This is a genomic window from Pseudidiomarina marina (assembly GCF_044807045.1).
In the GTDB taxonomy this organism is placed as follows: domain Bacteria; phylum Pseudomonadota; class Gammaproteobacteria; order Enterobacterales; family Alteromonadaceae; genus Pseudidiomarina; species Pseudidiomarina marina.
Window position 1 is genome coordinate 792,036 of record NZ_CP085233.1, and the last position, 17,627, is coordinate 809,662.

Annotated in this window: 18 protein-coding genes; 12 read left to right on the top strand and 6 right to left on the bottom strand. The window is 46.4% G+C overall.

Features of this window, described 5'->3' with window-relative positions:
- Window positions 1–10: 10 nt before the first annotated feature.
- Genes astA through LG272_RS03775 form a run of 4 tightly spaced genes read left to right on the top strand, consistent with a single transcriptional unit; the run spans window position 11 to window position 3,808 of the window.
- Window positions 11–1,039 carry an arginine N-succinyltransferase gene (astA, locus tag LG272_RS03760; protein ID WP_404409735.1) on the top strand — a complete coding sequence of 343 codons (1,029 nt, stop codon included), beginning with the start codon at window positions 11–13 and terminating at the stop codon, window positions 1,037–1,039.
- Window positions 1,039–2,508 (top strand): succinylglutamate-semialdehyde dehydrogenase, encoded by a 1,470-nt coding sequence (astD, locus tag LG272_RS03765; RefSeq protein WP_126760172.1) that lies wholly within the window; start codon window positions 1,039–1,041, stop codon window positions 2,506–2,508. Before astA ends, astD begins: the two co-directional genes overlap by 1 nt.
- Before the next feature lie 37 nt (window positions 2,509–2,545).
- Window positions 2,546–2,959, top strand: a complete 414-nt coding sequence (locus tag LG272_RS03770) for an OsmC family protein (RefSeq protein WP_404409970.1) — start codon at window positions 2,546–2,548, stop codon at window positions 2,957–2,959.
- A complete protein-coding gene (locus LG272_RS03775) occupies window positions 2,960–3,808 on the top strand; it encodes a 23S rRNA (adenine(2030)-N(6))-methyltransferase RlmJ (RefSeq protein WP_404409736.1) in 849 nt (282 codons plus the stop codon).
- Here LG272_RS03775 and LG272_RS03780 read toward each other — a convergent pair.
- Both LG272_RS03780 and LG272_RS03785 read right to left on the bottom strand, forming a co-directional pair.
- Complete coding sequence (locus tag LG272_RS03780; protein WP_126760174.1) at window positions 3,805–4,683, bottom strand: phosphoribulokinase; 879 nt, start codon at window positions 4,681–4,683, stop codon at window positions 3,805–3,807. The genes LG272_RS03775 and LG272_RS03780 overlap by 4 nt on opposite strands.
- 67 nt (window positions 4,684–4,750) lie before the next feature.
- Window positions 4,751–4,984: a SlyX family protein gene (locus LG272_RS03785; protein WP_126760175.1), complete on the bottom strand. Its 234-nt coding sequence runs from the start codon at window positions 4,982–4,984 to the stop codon at window positions 4,751–4,753.
- An 87-nt stretch (window positions 4,985–5,071) separates the two neighbouring features.
- Between LG272_RS03785 and LG272_RS03790 the strand changes: the two genes are divergently transcribed.
- A complete protein-coding gene (locus tag LG272_RS03790) occupies window positions 5,072–5,851 on the top strand; it encodes an FKBP-type peptidyl-prolyl cis-trans isomerase (RefSeq protein ID WP_126760176.1) in 780 nt (259 codons plus the stop codon).
- Between the two features lie 22 nt (window positions 5,852–5,873).
- On the opposite strand, the gene rsd is transcribed toward LG272_RS03790, so the two are convergent.
- Window positions 5,874–6,344: a sigma D regulator gene (gene rsd / locus LG272_RS03795; protein ID WP_126760177.1), complete on the bottom strand. Its 471-nt coding sequence runs from the start codon at window positions 6,342–6,344 to the stop codon at window positions 5,874–5,876.
- 88 nt (window positions 6,345–6,432) lie between these two features.
- Between rsd and nudC the strand changes: the two genes are divergently transcribed.
- The 4 genes from nudC to LG272_RS03815 all read left to right on the top strand — a co-directional run bounded on the left by nudC (window position 6,433) and on the right by LG272_RS03815 (window position 12,663).
- Window positions 6,433–7,254 (top strand): NAD(+) diphosphatase, encoded by an 822-nt coding sequence (gene nudC / locus LG272_RS03800; protein WP_404409737.1) that lies wholly within the window; start codon window positions 6,433–6,435, stop codon window positions 7,252–7,254.
- Window positions 7,255–7,303: 49 nt separating this feature from the next.
- Entirely contained in the window at window positions 7,304–8,380 is a 1,077-nt protein-coding gene (gene hemE / locus LG272_RS03805) for a uroporphyrinogen decarboxylase (RefSeq protein WP_126760179.1), read from the top strand.
- Between the two features lie 117 nt (window positions 8,381–8,497).
- Entirely contained in the window at window positions 8,498–9,556 is a 1,059-nt protein-coding gene (locus LG272_RS03810) for an efflux RND transporter periplasmic adaptor subunit (RefSeq protein ID WP_404409738.1), read from the top strand.
- 5 nt (window positions 9,557–9,561) lie between these two features.
- The gene (locus LG272_RS03815) at window positions 9,562–12,663 is read left to right on the top strand and encodes an efflux RND transporter permease subunit (protein ID WP_126760181.1); all 3,102 of its coding nucleotides are present in this window, start codon (window positions 9,562–9,564) and stop codon (window positions 12,661–12,663) included.
- 2 nt (window positions 12,664–12,665) lie between these two features.
- Here LG272_RS03815 and LG272_RS03820 read toward each other — a convergent pair whose 3' ends face one another.
- The 3 genes from LG272_RS03820 to rsgA are packed head-to-tail and all read right to left on the bottom strand — an operon-like array spanning window position 12,666 to window position 15,321.
- Entirely contained in the window at window positions 12,666–13,394 is a 729-nt protein-coding gene (locus LG272_RS03820; RefSeq protein WP_404409739.1) for a glycerophosphodiester phosphodiesterase, read from the bottom strand.
- Window positions 13,395–13,396: 2 nt separating this feature from the next.
- Window positions 13,397–14,239 (bottom strand): archaetidylserine decarboxylase, encoded by an 843-nt coding sequence (asd, locus tag LG272_RS03825; protein ID WP_404409971.1) that lies wholly within the window; start codon window positions 14,237–14,239, stop codon window positions 13,397–13,399.
- A gap of 23 nt (window positions 14,240–14,262) precedes the next feature.
- Window positions 14,263–15,321, bottom strand: coding sequence for a small ribosomal subunit biogenesis GTPase RsgA (rsgA, locus tag LG272_RS03830; protein ID WP_126760183.1), 1,059 nt, complete (start codon window positions 15,319–15,321; stop codon window positions 14,263–14,265).
- Between the two features lie 90 nt (window positions 15,322–15,411).
- Between rsgA and orn the strand changes: the two genes are divergently transcribed.
- Genes orn through LG272_RS03845 form a run of 3 tightly spaced genes read left to right on the top strand, consistent with a single transcriptional unit; the run spans window position 15,412 to window position 17,587 of the window.
- Window positions 15,412–15,954, top strand: coding sequence for an oligoribonuclease (orn, locus tag LG272_RS03835; protein ID WP_126760184.1), 543 nt, complete (start codon window positions 15,412–15,414; stop codon window positions 15,952–15,954).
- A gap of 29 nt (window positions 15,955–15,983) precedes the next feature.
- The gene (locus tag LG272_RS03840; RefSeq protein ID WP_404409740.1) at window positions 15,984–17,306 is read left to right on the top strand and encodes a hypothetical protein; all 1,323 of its coding nucleotides are present in this window, start codon (window positions 15,984–15,986) and stop codon (window positions 17,304–17,306) included.
- Entirely contained in the window at window positions 17,306–17,587 is a 282-nt protein-coding gene (locus LG272_RS03845; protein WP_126760186.1) for a hypothetical protein, read from the top strand. Before LG272_RS03840 ends, LG272_RS03845 begins: the two co-directional genes overlap by 1 nt.
- Window positions 17,588–17,627 lie beyond the last annotated feature (40 nt).

Consider the following 17,627-nt stretch of genomic DNA (forward strand, 5'->3'; position numbering starts at 1 on the left):
GAGACACGCTATGTTAGTGGTGCGTCCGATTACGCCGCAGGATTATGCGGCGCTTTACACCTGTGCAGTTGAGTCTGGATATGGTTTCACGTCATTGCCTGTCGACGAGGCCTTGCTGCGTCGTCGCATTGCGCGCGCGCAAGAAGCGTTTGCGCGTGAGCAAGTGAGTGAGCCGGGTGAAGAAGGTTATCTCTTTGTCATGGAAGATACGGACACCGGTGAGGTTGTCGGTTGCAGTGGAATTGAGGCCGCGGTAGGCCTCACCGATGCCTTCTATCATTATCATATTGGCAAAGTAGTCCATCACTCTAAAGAGCTAGATATCTACAATGCACTCGAAACATTAACGTTATGTAACGATTACACTGGCGTAAGTGAACTTTGCACTTTGTTTTTGCGTGAACCATTTCGCAAAAATATGAATGGTCGCGTGCTATCGCGCTTTCGTATGTTATTTATGGCCGAGTTTCGCAACCGCTTTAGCGATATTGCGATTGCCGAAATGCGAGGCGTATCGGATGAAAATGGTGAATCACCATTTTGGGGTTGGTTGCAGAAAAACTTTTTCTCAATGGATTTCACCCAAGCTGACTACCTAACAGGTATAGGCGAGAAAACCTTTGTCTATGAATTGATGCCGAAGCTACCTATTTACGTGCAACTATTGCCACCAGAAGCACAAGCAGTTATTGGCAAAGTTCATGAGAATACACGCCCAGCTTTGCGTATGCTACAAAGCGAAGGGTTCCGTAGTCGTGGCTACATCGATATTTTTGATGCCGGTCCGACCGTCGAAGCCGACGTGGCGAATATTAAGAGCGTTAGGGATAGTAAGCGCTTACCAGTAACCATTGGAAAGGTTGCTGATGATAAGCCTCGATTCATTGTATGTAATACGAATGTTGCTGAGTTTCGTGCCATTCAAACACAACTTGATGAACAGCACGAACAAGTCATTATTGACGCCGAAGCGGCTGCTGCGCTGCGTGTGCAAGAAGGCGATTACGTTCGATTTGTCACATTGACAGGAGCAAACTAATGTCTGAACAGAATTTATTTATCAATGGCAACTGGGTTGCCGGTGAAGGCGAGTTATTTCAATCAATTGATCCAGCTCGCAATGAAATTATTTGGGAAGCGAAAGCCGCAACTGACGAGCAGGTCGACGCCGCTGTTATGGCTGCGCGCGCAGCGTTCATTGCGTGGGCAGATAAAAGCTTTGAAGAACGTTTAGCTATTTGTAAGCGTTTCGCTGAATTGTTGGAAGAAAATAAGCAAAAATTTGCACACATTATTGCTGAAGAAACAGGCAAGCCAGTGTGGGAAACGTTGACCGAAGTCGCTGCGATGATTGGTAAAGTAGCCATTTCTGAGCGTGCTTACCACGAACGCACAGGTACCGTAGAGAATACCATGCCAGGTGCGAAGGCGTTTGTGCGTCATAAACCACACGGCGTTGTTGCTGTTTACGGCCCATATAACTTCCCTGGTCATTTACCAAATGGTCATATTGTCCCTTCGTTGTTGGCTGGTAATACAGTCATATTCAAGCCAAGCGAAATGACGCCGAAAGTTGCCGAGTTTACGGTGAAAATGTGGGAAAAAGCAGGGCTTCCAAGCGGTGTGCTGAATTTAGTTCAAGGCCTAGTTGATACCGGCAAAGCATTGTCGGCGCACCCACAAATTGATGGCTTATTTTTTACTGGCTCGTCAAACACGGGGCATGTGCTTCACAAATTATTTGCTGGACGCCCAGATAAAATTTTAGCACTTGAGATGGGCGGTAATAATCCGTTGATCGTCAAGGATGTTGCTGACATTGATGCTGCGGTGCACGATATTGTGCAATCCGCTTTTGTTACCTCAGGTCAGCGTTGTACCTGTGCGCGTCGCTTATTTATCGAGAAGAGCCCACAAGGTGACGCAATATTGAAGCGCCTCATTGAAGTGACTGAAAACATACAAGTTGGCGACTATGAAGCCGATCCGCAACCATTTATGGGTGCGATGATTTCGGCAAAAGCAGCTGCGGATATGGTCAAAGCGCAAAATGATTTGATTGACGCTGGCGCTAAAGTGCTGCTGAAAATGTTGCAGAAAGACCATAACCTAGGCTTCGTAACACCAGGTATTTTAGACGTTACCAAGGTAACTGAAATGCCGGATATCGAGCACTTTGGTCCGTTGTTAAAAGTTTATCGTTACACCGACCTTGATGCGGCAATTGAAGAAGCGAATAACACCAAATACGGCCTTTCAGCAGGTATTTTATGCGACAGCGAAGAAACCTATCGCTACTTCTTCAAGCGCATTCGTGCCGGTATCGTGAACTGGAATAAGCCAATTACTGGTGCCAGTAGTGCTGCACCATTTGGTGGCATTGGTGCGAGCGGTAATCATCGTGCTAGCGCGTACTACGCCGCTGATTACTGTGCATACCCGGTTGCCTCAGTAGAAGCTGAACATGTCAGCTTGCCAGAGAAATTAGCACCTGGTCTTAAATTCTAACGGACAATAAAGCGAGGAGTAATAAATGGCGGCGACCATGCATGCAACAGTAAATTGGCGTGACGGTTTAGTGTTTGAGGCCAAATCAGGCTCAGGCCATGCGGTGACAATGGATGGTAATAAAACCGAAGCCGCAAGCCCAATGGAGCTGGTCTTGATGGCCGCTGGTGGTTGTTCCTCGGTTGATGTGGTTAGTATTTTAGAAAAAGCGCGTCAGCAAGTAACTGGCGTTCAATGTGAAGTAAAAGGTGAGCGTGCCGACACAGTTCCTGCTGTATTTACCCACGTTCATCTTCACTTCATTGTCACCGGTACAGATGTTGCTGAAAAGCATGTGGAGCGGGCGGTGGCGCTGTCAGCAGACAAGTACTGCTCGGTCGCTAAAATGCTCGAAGCATCGGTAAAAGTGACGCACAGCTACGCAATTGAAAATGAAGGCGAGAATGCCTAAATGAATTATCGGCATAGTTACCATGCCGGCAACTTTGCCGATGTTTTCAAGCACGTTCTTCAATGTGTTGCGCTGGATTATCTGCAGCAGAAAGAGAAACCGTTCTGGCTGCTTGATACGCATGCTGGAATCGGTATGTATGATCTGCAAGGTGAACAAGCGCAAAAAACGGGTGAAGCAATTGATGGTATCGCGCGTTTATTATCGCGCGATGATTTACCCGATGCCATTCAACGCTATGTTAATTTTGTTAAAGAAGTAAATAGCCCGAACGAGCTGCGTTGGTACCCAGGTTCGCCTTGGTTTAGCGCTCAGCATTTGCGCTCGCAAGACAGTTTAACTCTCTGTGAGATGCATCCGCAAGACAGCGGAGCCCTCGCTGAAAACGTACGCAACGAATTTCCTGCGGCAAAGCAAATCAAGGTGTTAGAGCACACCAATGGTTATGGTGCGATAAAAGCGTTACTACCGCCACCACAAAAGCGTGGCATGGTACTCATTGATCCACCGTTTGAGCAGCGCGATGAATTTGACCAAGTGGTGCGCGCGCTTACCGATGGTGTGCGGCGCTGGGCAACCGGTATATACGCTGTGTGGTATCCAATTAAAGATCCGTTAGCTATCGGCGATTTCCATCAAAAAGTGAAAGCAATTGCTGGGGTCGAGAAGGTATTTGCAGTTGATTTATTAATTCGTACAGCAGTAGATAGAACCAAGCTAAATGGCTGCGGCATACTATTTATTAATCCGCCGTTTGGTCTAACTCAGCAAGTGAACGAAATAATGGATTATTTAACACCGTTGTTGGCTCAAGATCGCGGTGCAGAATATCAAAGTATCTGGCTTTAAGCGCGGTTAATGCCGCGCTGTTTCTCCAAAATCTCTTCAATCAGTGGGGCTAATATTAGTTCCATCGCAAACACCATTTTGCCTCCCGGCACCACTAAGGTATTCATACGTGACATAAACGCCCCGTCAATCATGCGTAAATAATACGGGAAGTCGACATTTTTCATGCCGCGAAAACGAATGACCACAAAGCTTTCATCTAATGACGGAATGTCTTTCGCACTGAACGGATTCGACGTATCAACAGTCGGTACCCGCTGGAAGTTAATATGAGTACGCGAAAACTGCGGCACTATGTGATGAATGTAATCTTCCATACTGCGCACAATACTTTGCGTTACGGCTTCTCTTGAATGACCGCGCTCAGAAGTATCGCGGAGTAATTTTTGAATCCACTCGAGGTTAACAATCGGCACCATGCCGATTAATAAGTCAACATGCTGGGCAACATCATAGCCTTCACCGACGACGCCACCGTGTAAGCCTTCGTAGAAAAGTAGGTCGGTATCTTTCGGTAATGGTTCCCACGGCGTGAACGTACCCGGAACTTGATTGTATGGCACGGCATCATCGAAGCTATGCAAATAACGTCGAATTTCACCATTTCCGATTGCCCCGTATTCTCGGAACAGAGCTTCAAGCCGGGTGAAATCATTTGCTTCAGGACCGAAATAGCTTATGTGCCTACCTTGCTCTTGCGCCTTTCGAATGGCTAATTCCATCTCAGGTCGAGAATAACGATGAAAACTATCACCTTCCACAAATGCAGCCTCAACATTTAATGAGCGGAAAATATGCCGCAGAGCCTGACTGGTTGTGGTTGTACCGGCCCCTGATGAACCAGTAACTGCGATGATAGGGTGTTGAACCGACATGAAACCTCCGAAAACGTAGAAAGAATGTTATACGGGGTCAGCTACACTCGGTCAAGTTTTGTTCAGATTAGTAATGCGGTGGAATATCGTCAGCAGGGTTTGTCGATGTGCCACCTTCTCTATCGTTTAATTGTTGGAACTTTTCGATCAATAATTGCATCTTACGTTGTAGATGTTGCAATTCACCCGCTTGTTGCGTCACCAATTGATTCAATGTTTCAATGGTATCTTCTTGGAATGCCAATTGGCTTTCTAAATCGGCGATACGTCGTGATAGATCATGTTCGTGTTGCGCAGCCATAGGCAAACACCCCTAATTGTGTGTAGTATATTCAGCGCGACGAATTACAACTTACTCTGACAGAGAATTCAATCCTGGAGACAATAAATGAAGCAATTTAAAAAGCCTTTGGCGCTGACAATAATCGCACTTGCCGTAACTGGCTGTATGCAGCAGCAGGAAAAATTTCCTGTAAGTGAATCAGCACCAGAGGCTGAGCAAGACAAAATGGCCTACGCATTCGGTTCAACCTTGGGTGAATACGTTGGTGAAACACTTGAGCGTCAAGAACAAGCTGAGTTTGTTTTAGACCGAGAACTAGTTATTGCTGGTTTTGTTGATGCCATTAAAGGCGATGCAAAAATTTCACAAGCAGAAGCTGAAGAGTTGATTACAACCATGCAAACTCAAATTGCTGAGCAAACGGCAACGGTTATTGGTGGTAAAGCTCAAGCAGAAGGTGAAGCTTATCAGGCAGAAAATGCTAAGAAAGAAGGCGTTACCGTTACTGAATCGGGCCTACAGTATGAAGTGTTGCAAGAAGGGCCTGAAGGTGGTGCGCAACCGTCGGCAACTGATTTAGTTGAAGTTCATTATCACGGCACGTTGGTAAACGGTGAAGTATTCGATAGCTCAGTAGACCGCGGCGAGCCGCTAGTGTTGCCATTGAATCGTGTTATTGCTGGTTGGACTGAGGGCGTTCAGCTGATGAGCGTTGGCGATAAGTATCGTTTTGTTATTCCATCCGATCTTGCTTACGGTGAACGTGGCGCTGGTAATGGTCAAATTCCACCGAACTCGACGTTAATCTTTGAAGTTGAACTGCTCAACATTGTTGATCCGGAAGCAACAGAAGAAGAAACAGTAGAGATTGAAGCGAAGCAATAATTCTTACTTCGCTCAGGTCACGCTAGAGTAGCTGATGCTGCTCTAGCGTGTTCAATAGGCGGTCTTCAAATTCCATCCGTAACTCAAGTGCCTCACCTAAATTCGATAAATCCCGATCAAACCCATTCAGTTCAGACTCAGGCGTCACCTCGCCATAGCTATCATTAAAATCAAGCGCAATCTCGGTTGTGTCACCAATTAATGGGAAAATTTCATCAGCGAGCTCACGGGTTGATTTAGGAGCCTTTTGACTATTGCGAATGATGGTGTCAAACACTTCAAAATGTCCCGCTGAAATGTAATCCATGAGCAATTCGCAGAAATGCGTAATATCTTGCGCGGCTGGAAGCGCGTGTGCCTCACGTTCATAGGGTGGTAGACCTGCCAGTTTGAAGTATTCAATAAGCATGGCTTGTCGTTCTTGTAACCAAGTATCCACGGCAGCGTGGGCGCCTCCCCAGCGTTGCTTGGCTTGCTCGTTACGCTTTAACATGTCTTTCTCCGTTTGATTGATAGCCACCAATCTACTGATGATGCTAAGCTAGCGTCAACTATTTTCGCTGACTTGCAGGTTATTTTACATGACGAAACCATACCAACGCCCAGCGCAAGACGAACCTGTATGGTGGTTTGTGATCTCCGGTGGCGAACTATTAATGACCGAAGCCAAACAGATACCGCATGGCCTTCTTGAAGACTTACCATTGCCTGATCTAAATGAATACAAAACTGTGTTTATTGGCGAATTGCGAGAGCGTCATTGTTACTTAGTCATTGCTGATTACGGCGATACCAATTTTAATGCAGTGGGTGAGTTTTTGAGTGTTCGAGAGCTAATTATTGGTTCTGATGATGAGTTGTTTGCTATGGCAGCAAGAGCGAAACAAATCGCCGACTTTCTAGCCACTCACCGGTTTTGTGGACGCTGTGGCGCGCGCATGCAAGCGGTTGACTGGGAAATCGCGATGCACTGCCATAGTTGTCAGCATCGCTGCTACCCTCGTATTTCGCCATGCATCATCGTTGCGATTCGTAAAAATAACCAAATTCTCTTGGCTCGCGGTAAGCGGCATCCCGAGGGTTTATATTCGGTGTTAGCGGGTTTTGTTGAAGCTGGCGAGCCACTCGAGCAAACTCTCATCCGCGAAGTGATGGAAGAGGCTGGCGTACGCATTAAAAATCCGCGCTATGTTACCAGCCAATCGTGGCCATTCCCGAATTCACTCATGATTGGGTTTATTGCCGAATGGGAGAGCGGCGATATTCGTATTGATCCGTTTGAACTAGAAGAAGGTGGTTGGTTCGACATCAATAAGCTACCGCGAATACCGCAAGAGGGAACCATCGCAAATAAACTGATTAAACGCCTAAAAGCTGAAATTGATCAGGAAAGAAATTCCTAATGCTGGTAAAATATGCGGCAAAATTTAAAGGGTAACTTGGATAGCTATAATGTCTGAAGCAAAGTCTGAACTTAAAAACGATCTGTATCTTCGTGCGCTTTTGCGTCAGCCTACTGAACGCACACCTATTTGGATGATGCGCCAAGCGGGGCGCTACTTGCCAGAGTATCGTGAAGTGCGTAAACAGGCTGGCGACTTCATGGCGCTGTGTAAGAACGCAGAGCTTGCCTGCGAAGTGACTATGCAACCATTACGTCGCTTTCCGTTAGACGCCGCTATTTTATTTTCAGACATTCTAACCATTCCAGATGCGATGGGGCTGGGGCTGTATTTTGAAACAGGTGAAGGTCCGAAATTTGAACGTCCCGTTCGCGATATCGCGAGTATTCAGAAGCTTGGCGTACCAGATCCGGAACAAGAGCTTCGCTATGTAATGGATGCCGTGCGCACTATTCGCCGCGAATTGAATGGCCAAGTACCATTGATTGGTTTTTCTGGAAGCCCGTGGACGCTGGCAACCTACATGGTTGAAGGCGGTAGCACCAAAAACTTCAGTGAAGTAAAAAAGCTGATGTTCAGCGAACCACAGGCAATGCATTTATTGTTAGATAAACTAGCTCAATCAGTGACCAGCTACTTGAATGCACAAATTGCAGCAGGTGCTCAAGCAGTGATGGTATTCGATACATGGGGTGGTGTATTAAGCCCGCGTGATTATCGTGAGTTTTCATTAAAGTACATGCAGCAAATCGTAAACGGCCTAACTCGCCACGCCGATGGTCGACAGGTGCCGGTAACTTTGTTTACCAAAAATGGTGGTGCTTGGCTGGCAGATATGGCCGCGACCGGTTGTGATGCTTTAGGTGTCGATTGGACCACTGATTTGGGTACTGCACGAGTAGCCGTGAACGATAAGGTTGCATTGCAAGGAAATATGGATCCGAGTGTGTTGTACGCTCCGCCAGCGCGCATTGAAGCAGAAGTTGCAACGATATTAGAAAGTTATGGACAGGGTCATGGCCATGTCTTTAACTTAGGGCATGGCATTCATCCAGAAGTCAATCCAGATCACGCTGCGGCTTTCATTGAAGCGGTACACAAGCTAAGCCCTGCCTACCATAAGTAACTGCTATTTGCGGTAAACCCCGCTTATTGTCCGATGAGCGGGGATGTCGCATGGAATCCCTAGGTTACAATAGTGTCAGACCATGACATGAAGCCAAAGTGGTAACCTGAGGGATTTATGGCAGCACGAAATTTATTTAATCCGATCACTATTATACTTGTACTTGTAGCAGCCGCTGCAGCGTACTTTTTCGGTTTTGCAGACCCTAATGCAGGCAAAGACGAGCGACCACAGAACGCCGTTCCGGTGCGCGTACAAACCGCGCAAATTAGCGAATTTCGCGATGTGATTGAAGCGCTCGGTACTGCACAAGCCAATGAGTCAATTGTTGTTACCGCTCAGGCGCAAGATATTGTCATGGCCGTACATTTTGATGACGGTGACGTAGCTGAAGCCGGCGATGTATTAGTTGAACTCGATTCCCGCGAAGAAAATGCGGTTGTTCAAGAATTAAAATTTCGACTAGCAGAAGCAAATCGACAGTATCAACGCTTAGTTGATTTGCGTCGTCAAAATGCGGCATCACAACAACAGCTTGAAGCACAAGACGTGCTAGTCAAAGAAATCATTGCCGAACTAGAGGTTGCGGAAACTCGGTTGGCGCAAAAGCGCATTGTTGCACCTTTTGACGGTCGACTTGGAATTCGTCATGTCAGTGTTGGCTCTTTGGTGTCGCCAGGTGAGCAAATCACAACCCTTGATGATGTCACTCCAATGAAACTGGATTTCAACGTTCCTGAACTCTTCTTTGCCAGTTTACGTGTCGGGCAAACGGTTGCTGCGCGCAGTGGTGCCTATCCAGGCGAAGAGTTCCTTGGCGAAATTCGCAGTATCGACTCGCGCGTCGATCCGTTAACGCGCTCGATTTTAGTTCGCGCAACACTACCAAATGACGACAACAAGCTACGCCCCGGCATGCTGTTGCGAGTTAATTTGCTGCGCAGCGTTGATGAAGCGATGATTCTGCCAGAAAAAGCTATTGTACCTATCAATGACCGTACTTATGTTTACGTGATTGATGAAAATAATATCGCACATCAGACCTTGGTCACTTTAGGTCGCCGCAAACCTGGCATCGTCGAGGTTATCGACGGCATTCAACCGGGTGACAAAATCGTAACCGAAGGAATGGTACGTCTGCGCGATGGCGTTGCTGTCACAGTTCGGGAGGGCTAACACACATGTTGCTCTCAGATGTTTCGGTCAAACGTCCGGTTTTTGCCTCGGTTGTCAATATTCTTCTTATCGTGTTTGGTATCGTCGCGTTTACGATGTTGCCTCTACGCGAGTACCCTGACATCGATCCGCCTGTTGTTTCCATTGATACAAGCTATACGGGTGCATCGGCAGATATTGTTGAGACTCAAATTACGCAGGTCATTGAAGACCGTATTAGCGGTATTGAAGGGATAAAAAACATTAATTCGAGCAGCCGTAATGGTCGTTCGCGTATCAGTATTGAGTTTGAACTAACCCGCGATATTGATGCCGCTGCCAACGACGTTCGCGACCGAGTTTCGCGGGTGCTCGATAACCTACCTGAGCAAGTCGACCCACCGGAAGTTTCTAAAGCGAATTCGGATGAAAGTACCATTGTCTGGTACAACTTACGCAGCGAGACCATGTCGGTGCTCGAATTGACCGATTACGCTGACCGCTACATTGCCGATCGGCTTTCAGTTGTGGATGGTGTTGCCCGAGTTCAGCTAGGTGGTGAGCGTCGTTACGCCATGCGTATCTGGCTCGACCGTGATGCGATGGCTGCCCGAAACATTACCGTCACGGATATTGAGAATCGACTGCGCTCAGAAAATATTGAATTACCGGCAGGTGAGGTTGAGTCAATCGACCGTGAATTCACTGTTCGTGTCGCACGTACGTATCTTACGCCGGAACATTTTAAGCGGTTAACCATAAAACGCGGTGACAATGGTCAGCTAGTTCGCTTAGCTGAAGTTGCCCGTATTGAGATGGGCGCCGAGAACGATAAAACCGACTTCCGCGGCAATGGGATTAATATGGTCGGTATTGGTATCGTGAAACAATCGAAGGCGAATACGCTAGAGGTTGTGGAGAACGTGAAAAAAGAAATCGATTCGATTTCGCAAACGTTGCCTGAAACCATGTTCATGGTGCCAAGTTATGATTCATCAATTTTCATCAAAGGTTCCATTGACGAAGTATACAATACACTCGGTATTGCTATGGCTTTGGTGGTCGTTGTCATTTATATGTTCCTAGGGAATATTCGTGCCACGTTAATTCCCGCATTGACAGTGCCTGTTGCCATTATCGCCTCGTACATTGCACTGTTTGCCATGGGCTTCTCAATTAACCTGCTAACGTTGTTAGCATTGGTATTGGCCATCGGCCTCGTGGTTGATGATTCAATCGTCGTTTTAGAGAATATTTATCGTCGTATTGAAGCCGGTGAACCGCCTTTGCTTGCCGCCTATCGTGGGGCGCGAGAAGTTGGTTTTGCGGTAGTTGCGACGACTTTAGTACTGATTTCGGTATTTGTTCCGTTAGCGTTTTTAGATGGCAACATTGGCCAGTTGTTTACCGAGTTCGCCTTGGCGATTGCCGCAGCAGTCGCATTCTCAAGTATTGCGGCACTAACGTTATCACCAATGTTAAGCTCGAAAATTCTTCATAAGAAAGAACGCTCTAGTAAATTCGGACAAATTATCGATAAAGCTTTTGTTTGGGTTGAGTCCGGATACGTTCGTGTTTTGAAGCGAACCTTGGCCTATCCATGGATGGCAGCAGCGCTGATTGTGCTAGCGGGCGTGTTGTCCTACGGAATGATGCAATTTGTTGAGCAAGAGTTCGTACCACCTGAAGATCGCGGTACTTTCTATGTGATGGTACGTAGCGAGGAAGGTGCTAGTTTTGAATCAAACTCAGCAAATATGCGTGAGATAGAAAGCATTTTGATGCCTTATATCGATCAAGGGAAAATCGATCGATTAATTATCCGTTCACCCGGTTGGGGCAACTCTGCTGGTGTTGCAATTGTTGGGGCGGTGCCATTTGAAGAACGCGAATGGTCAACGTTTGAGTTAATGGATGAGGTATCGAAGCAACTCAATAACGTGACCGGTGTACGTGCTTTCGCCTTTATGCGAAGCGGTATTAGTGGTGGTAACGGCCGTCCGGTGCAATTCGTGTTGCAAGGTAACACTTATGAGCAACTTGCTGCATATCGCGATATTGTCATTGAAAAAGCAAGCCAAAACCCGAACTTGTTGGATCTCGACAGTGATTATAAAGCTACCCTGCCACAGTTATTGATTCGCATCGATCAAGAGCGTGCGTCAGATCTTGGTGTTTCAGTCGGCGATATTGGGCGTACTTTAGAAACCATGTTAGGTCAACGTCGCGCGACCACCTATCTTGACAGAGGTGAAGAATACGATGTGATTCTTGAGGGTGAACGCGCAGATTATCGCAGTCCAACAGCTATCGATAATATCTACGTTCGCTCTAATAGCTCAAACCAACTTATTCCACTCTCGAATTTGGTGACAGTTGAAGAACAAGCGACTTCGGGGTCATTAAATCGCTATAACCGCATGCGTAGTATTACCATAGAAGCGAATTTGGCTGAGGGGTATTCGCTCGGTGAAGCCTTGGCGTATCTTGAGGATATTGTCCGCTCCGAGTTACCAGATGACGTATCGATTGACTATAAAGGCGAATCGCAAATGTACAAAGAGAGTGGCAGCTCAGTCATCTTCGTCTTTGTGTTGGCGTTGCTCGTCGCTTATTTAGTATTGGCAGCGCAATTCGAGAGCTTCGTGCATCCTTTAGTGATTATGTTAATGGTGCCGATTGCGTTCTTAGGGGCGATTATCGGCCTCTATGCAACAGGCATGACAATCAATATCTACAGCCAAATCGGCATCGTGATGTTGATTGGACTTGCCGCGAAGAATGGTATTTTGATTGTTGAGTTCACCAATCAATTACGTGATGCCGGCATGAAGTTTGACGAGGCGATTGTGAAAGGTTCGCAACAACGTTTGCGCCCGATCGTCATGACCGCCTTTACAACGCTGATGAGTGCTGTTCCGCTAATTCTTGGAAGTGGTCCTGGTGCCGAAAGCCGCATGGTTATCGGTACAGTTATTTTTTCTGGGGTCGCGTTATCAGCGTTTTTAACTATCTTTATCATTCCGTCGCTGTACGCATTATTGGCGCGCAATACAACATCGCCGGAAGCGGTTGCTCACGAGCTTGCAGCGCTTGAGCAACAGCACCCAGATAGTAAAGGTAGTTAAGGTTATTCCCATCGATTCGCTTCACGGGCATCAACAAAAAGCCCGTGAAGCACGTTTTTTGCAAGTGTCGGGTGGTTGGTAAATATCCCGTCGACACCCATTTGATTTAATTCGCGCATATCGTCCGGCTCATCGACTGTAAATACAAAAACTTTTAAGCCACGCTCATGTGCGTCATCAATGAATTCTTGTGTCACGAAATCAACATCAATATGTACCGACCATGCTTCGAGCTGCGCAGCAAAATAGGCATAATTGAGGGGACAGCTTGTGGTGAGGGCACCAATGCGTTGAAGAGGGTGATCTTGCTTCAGCTGTGCTAGCCAATGATGATTAAAGCTCGATACTAATAGTTGTTCAGGCTCAAAGTTTGCATACTCAACGGCGCGTCGTAAATGACGTGTCAGCCCGCGTTTAATGTCAGCTCCTTTGAGCTCAATATTGACTTGGCAGCGTCCGCCAATAAAGTCGAGTGCTTCATCAAGGGTTGGTATTGGCTGTTGGCCAAACACCTTTAACGTTCGTAGTTGTGCGAGGGTTAAGTCTTGCAGGCGACCAGATTGAGCGGTAAGGCGAGCCAGATACCGATCAAGAAACACCAGCCACTCGTCTTCAATTGGATAAACATCAATTTCAATTCCATCCGCTTGCGCATCGAGAGCCTTGCTGAACGCCGCGATGGTGTTCTCTGGTGCTTCGAAACTTGCCCCCCGATGCGCAAAAATGAGCATAACTAGTCGTCACGCTCACCTAATAAGGTTCCCATACGCGTCACGGAGCCGGGTTTGAGAGCCTCATCAAAATCAATCACATCGTCTGGAAATACTAAGATGACGGTTGAGCCTAATTTAAAGTGGCCCATTTCTTCGCCTTTCTTCAATCGAATTGCTTGCTTACCTGAGGCTGGGTACTCCCACGTATGTACATCTGTACCGCGTGGAGGGGTTACTGTTTCTGACCACACAGTACCAATGCTGGCAACAATTGTCGCGCCAACAAGGACCATTGCAAATTGTCCAAAGTCGGCTTCAAAAATCGCGACAACACGCTCATTACGCGCAAATAAATTTGGCACGTTCGCCACAGTAAGTGGATTTACGGAATATAAATCACCAGGCACGTAAATCATTTTTCGTAACACACCGTCACACGGCATATGGATGCGATGATAGTCCTTTGGTGCCAAATAGATGGTTGCAAAATCGCCGTCACGAAACGCGTGAGCATCATCAGGGTCGCCACCAAGCAATTCAGTGAGACTGTAATCATGCCCTTTGGCCTGAAATACTCGACCTTCTTCTATTTCGCCGAGTTGACTAATGGCACCATCAACGGGATGAGCAAATTGTTTGTCATCTGAAGCCATTAACGGACGTAATTCGGGCTTTAAATAGCGCGTGAAAAAGTCATTAAAGGTTTTATATGCCTTCGGATCTTCGTGAATGGCTTCACTCATGTCTATTTTATACTGGCGGATAAACCACCGAATAAAGAGCTGCGTAAACCAGCCCGCTTTTGCAGCCGCAAATTTACCAACTAGACGCGATACGGCATGCTTAGGTAGCCAGTGCTGCATTTGAATTTTTACGCGATCCCAATTCACGTTTTTTTACCTCGAGTAGTTGCTCTAGATGGCTTTTTAATCGCCATCGATTCAATAATTTTGTGGAAATTGTACAGGCGTAACGAGTGTAGGTCACCTGCTTCTAAAGCTTCATGGAGTGCACAACCCGGGTCATCCTGATGTTTACAGTCGCGAAACTTACATTGTCCCAAGTATGGTCGAAAATCGATGTAGCACCAAGCCACGCGCTCAGGCTCTAAATGCCAAAGTGCAAATTCTCGTATTCCTGGTGAGTCAATTAACACGCCACCGGTTGGCACCACATATCGGGTTGCCACTGTGGTGGTATGTTGGCCAAGCCCCGAGTTATCTGAAATAGCGCCTACATCGGCATCAATATCTGGCAGTAGGGCGTTTACTAACGATGATTTTCCAACGCCTGACTGACCGACCACGATTGAAACGTGTGAATTCAATAATTGTTGCAGGGCGTGCAATGAATCTGGTTGTTTTGCACTGACTTCAAGTACTTGATAGCCAATATCGCGATAGACCGTGAGTGCATGATCGATTTCTTGGCGTTGCTCAGAATCAAGCTCGGTAAGAAGGTCAGCTTTATTGAGGATAATAACGGGAGTAACACCAATGTCCTCACATGCAACTAAATAGCGGTCAATAATTTGACTGGAGAATGCAGGTAATACACTAGAAACAATGAGAATTTGATCCACGTTAGCAGCAACCGGCTTCACCCCATCGTAATAGTCTGGGCGACTGAGCAAAGAGCGTCGTGGCTGTACAGCTTCGATGACACCGGCGACGTCTTCTGAGCGCTGTTTAAAACGTCGCCAGATCACTTCGTCACCACAAACTAACGAGTCAACAGCACGCCGAATATGACAGCGTAGCGCAGCTTCGGTGTCGGTGCAGATAATTGCTTGTTGGCCGAATCGACTTACAACAATACCTGATTCTGAGGCATCTAAAGCTGCGTCTTCAACTTCGATTTCTAATTCGGCTCGTTGAATACGCTTCTCTTGATTTGACTTAATTCGGCGTAGTTGCCCTTTGTTCAGACGTCGTTGTTTTGCCATCAAATTAATTCCAGTACATACTAGAGGCAATCATACATTATTCAGCACAATAGTGCCTGAACTTAATTGTAATCAAATAAGGTAAATTGCATGACAGCGAGCGCAGAACGTCTCATTTGGATCGACTTAGAAATGACCGGATTAACGCCAGACTACGATCACATTATTGAGATTGCGACTATAGTGACTGACTATGAACTTAACGTGTTAGCAGAAGGTCCTGTTATTGCAGTGCACCAACCTCAGGCCAATTTAGATAAAATGGATGACTGGAATGTGCGAACGCATACGCAATCCGGCTTGGTTGAACGCGTTAAAGCCAGTGCATTTAATGAACAGCAAGCAAGTGATGCAACGATCGAGTTTTTGCAACAATGGGTGACCGCAGGTAGCTCACCAATGTGCGGGAATAGTATTTGCCAAGACCGCCGCTTTTTAGCAAAACATATGCCAGCGCTAGAGGCCTACTTTCACTACCGTAATCTTGATGTGAGTACTTTGAAGCAATTAGCAAAATATTGGGCGCCTGAAGTAGCAAATGGTTTAACCAAACAAGGCGCGCATACGGCATTAGCAGATATTCGTGAATCGATTGAAGAATTAAAATATTATCGAGTAAATTTATTTAAATAATAATAACAACAACAAGGAAGGCTAAGCACGTGATTAAATGGCTCGTTGCTGCAGTTTTCATTATTTTTATGGGGCTCACTTATGGCCCACCGAAATATGTCGCATTTGCTGACCAACAAAAGCGGATTGATACTGTCTATGGTGAGCAGGACGCTTATTTAAGTTGGCATATAAACCGTTGGGTGCCTATTGAAGCGCTGGCGGAACTGGTTTGGTACGCACCTGCTACCGATAGTAAACAATCACTTTCCGAATTGGAAAAAACACAGTTTCAGCAACCATTCATTCTCCCAGGACACTGGTTTTCAACCTACATTTGGTGGTTGCTTCCACCATTGCTTTGGGGCTTCAACAAAGCCTTCAGTTTTGCATTCTTTGCTTGGCGCCAGGTGCGGTCACATCAACGCAATTTCTTTCTTGCTGAGCGACGCAACACAATCATAGCTTACGAAACGTTCTTGAAATTAACGAAAGAAGTTCCGTATAAACCATTCCGTTTAAGACGTAAAGCAACGCACGCCCGCGAACAGCTTTATGATGATTACATTAACTCGTTAACACGCGCTGCATCTGATGACGATGAAAGAATTTTAAACGGATTAGTTGCCAAAGCACTCATGTTTAATCGTGACCACGAGCAACGCTATTTACCGTTGCAACTGAGTATGGCGTCAGGTTTTAAAGCGTTAATACGAGGCGAATACCGCAACTTTGCTAAATTTGAAAGTTATTTTGAAGAGCGTATGAGCCAATCAGCCAAACAATGGTTGTTAGAAATCCATGGTTCGGGTGTGCCGAGCATGTCAGAGTTATACGATGATTGGGATGCGCGAGCGCGAAATTGCGCGAAAGCCATCCTAACGTCAAAGCAATGGCGTCCGCTTACTGATTTACGCGAAAGTTTTCGTGAGTTTGCCAAAGACACGCTGCATCGCATTCTTGGGAAAGCTAATTCGCAGCGTAACCGCGATGAATTAGCTCGTTTTGCTGAAGCTTATCTCACTTACTCGGTATATCGCTATTTACCTGTGGATACACAACTTCATGCGTATGAACAAGATTACAAGAAATTAATTGGAAAACGCATTGCCGCAGTGTTTTCGAGTTATTTCCCACAGGAAGTGACGACCAACGGGGTACGTCCGGATTTGTTTTTGAATCCGTCGTTTCGTCAAGATAGCCACATGGGTAAATTGACGATTGAATTGGTCTTTGAGAACAAAGTGTTGCCTGATGGCATGCCTATCCTGAGCAATGCATTTTATCTGCATATGCCAGGGGAAGAAGCCCAGCGATTGAAGGAGTTAGAGCGTAAAATCTTGCAGCTCAACAAAGGCAAGGAGAAGAACTGATGCGTATTATCATGACGATACTTGTTCTTTTGATGTCGAGCGCGGCGATGTCGCAGGAGACGGAGGGGTCGCATCTGCAAAAGTTTCGCTGTGAATTACATGGCTGGATTGAGCGCACAAGCATTGTCCGTGACTGGTTAAACAAGGTGGAGCAAAATAAATTAGTGTTTGTTAATCAAGAAGGTGAGGTACAAGCACCACCACATCAGATATTGTGGAAAAAATCTGCAGGGTGTTTAAATTCCGAGCGAACGAACAGTTCCACTGAAAAAAGTGGTTGACGGCGTGAGCCGAATCCGTAAAATACGCCCTCGTTAACAC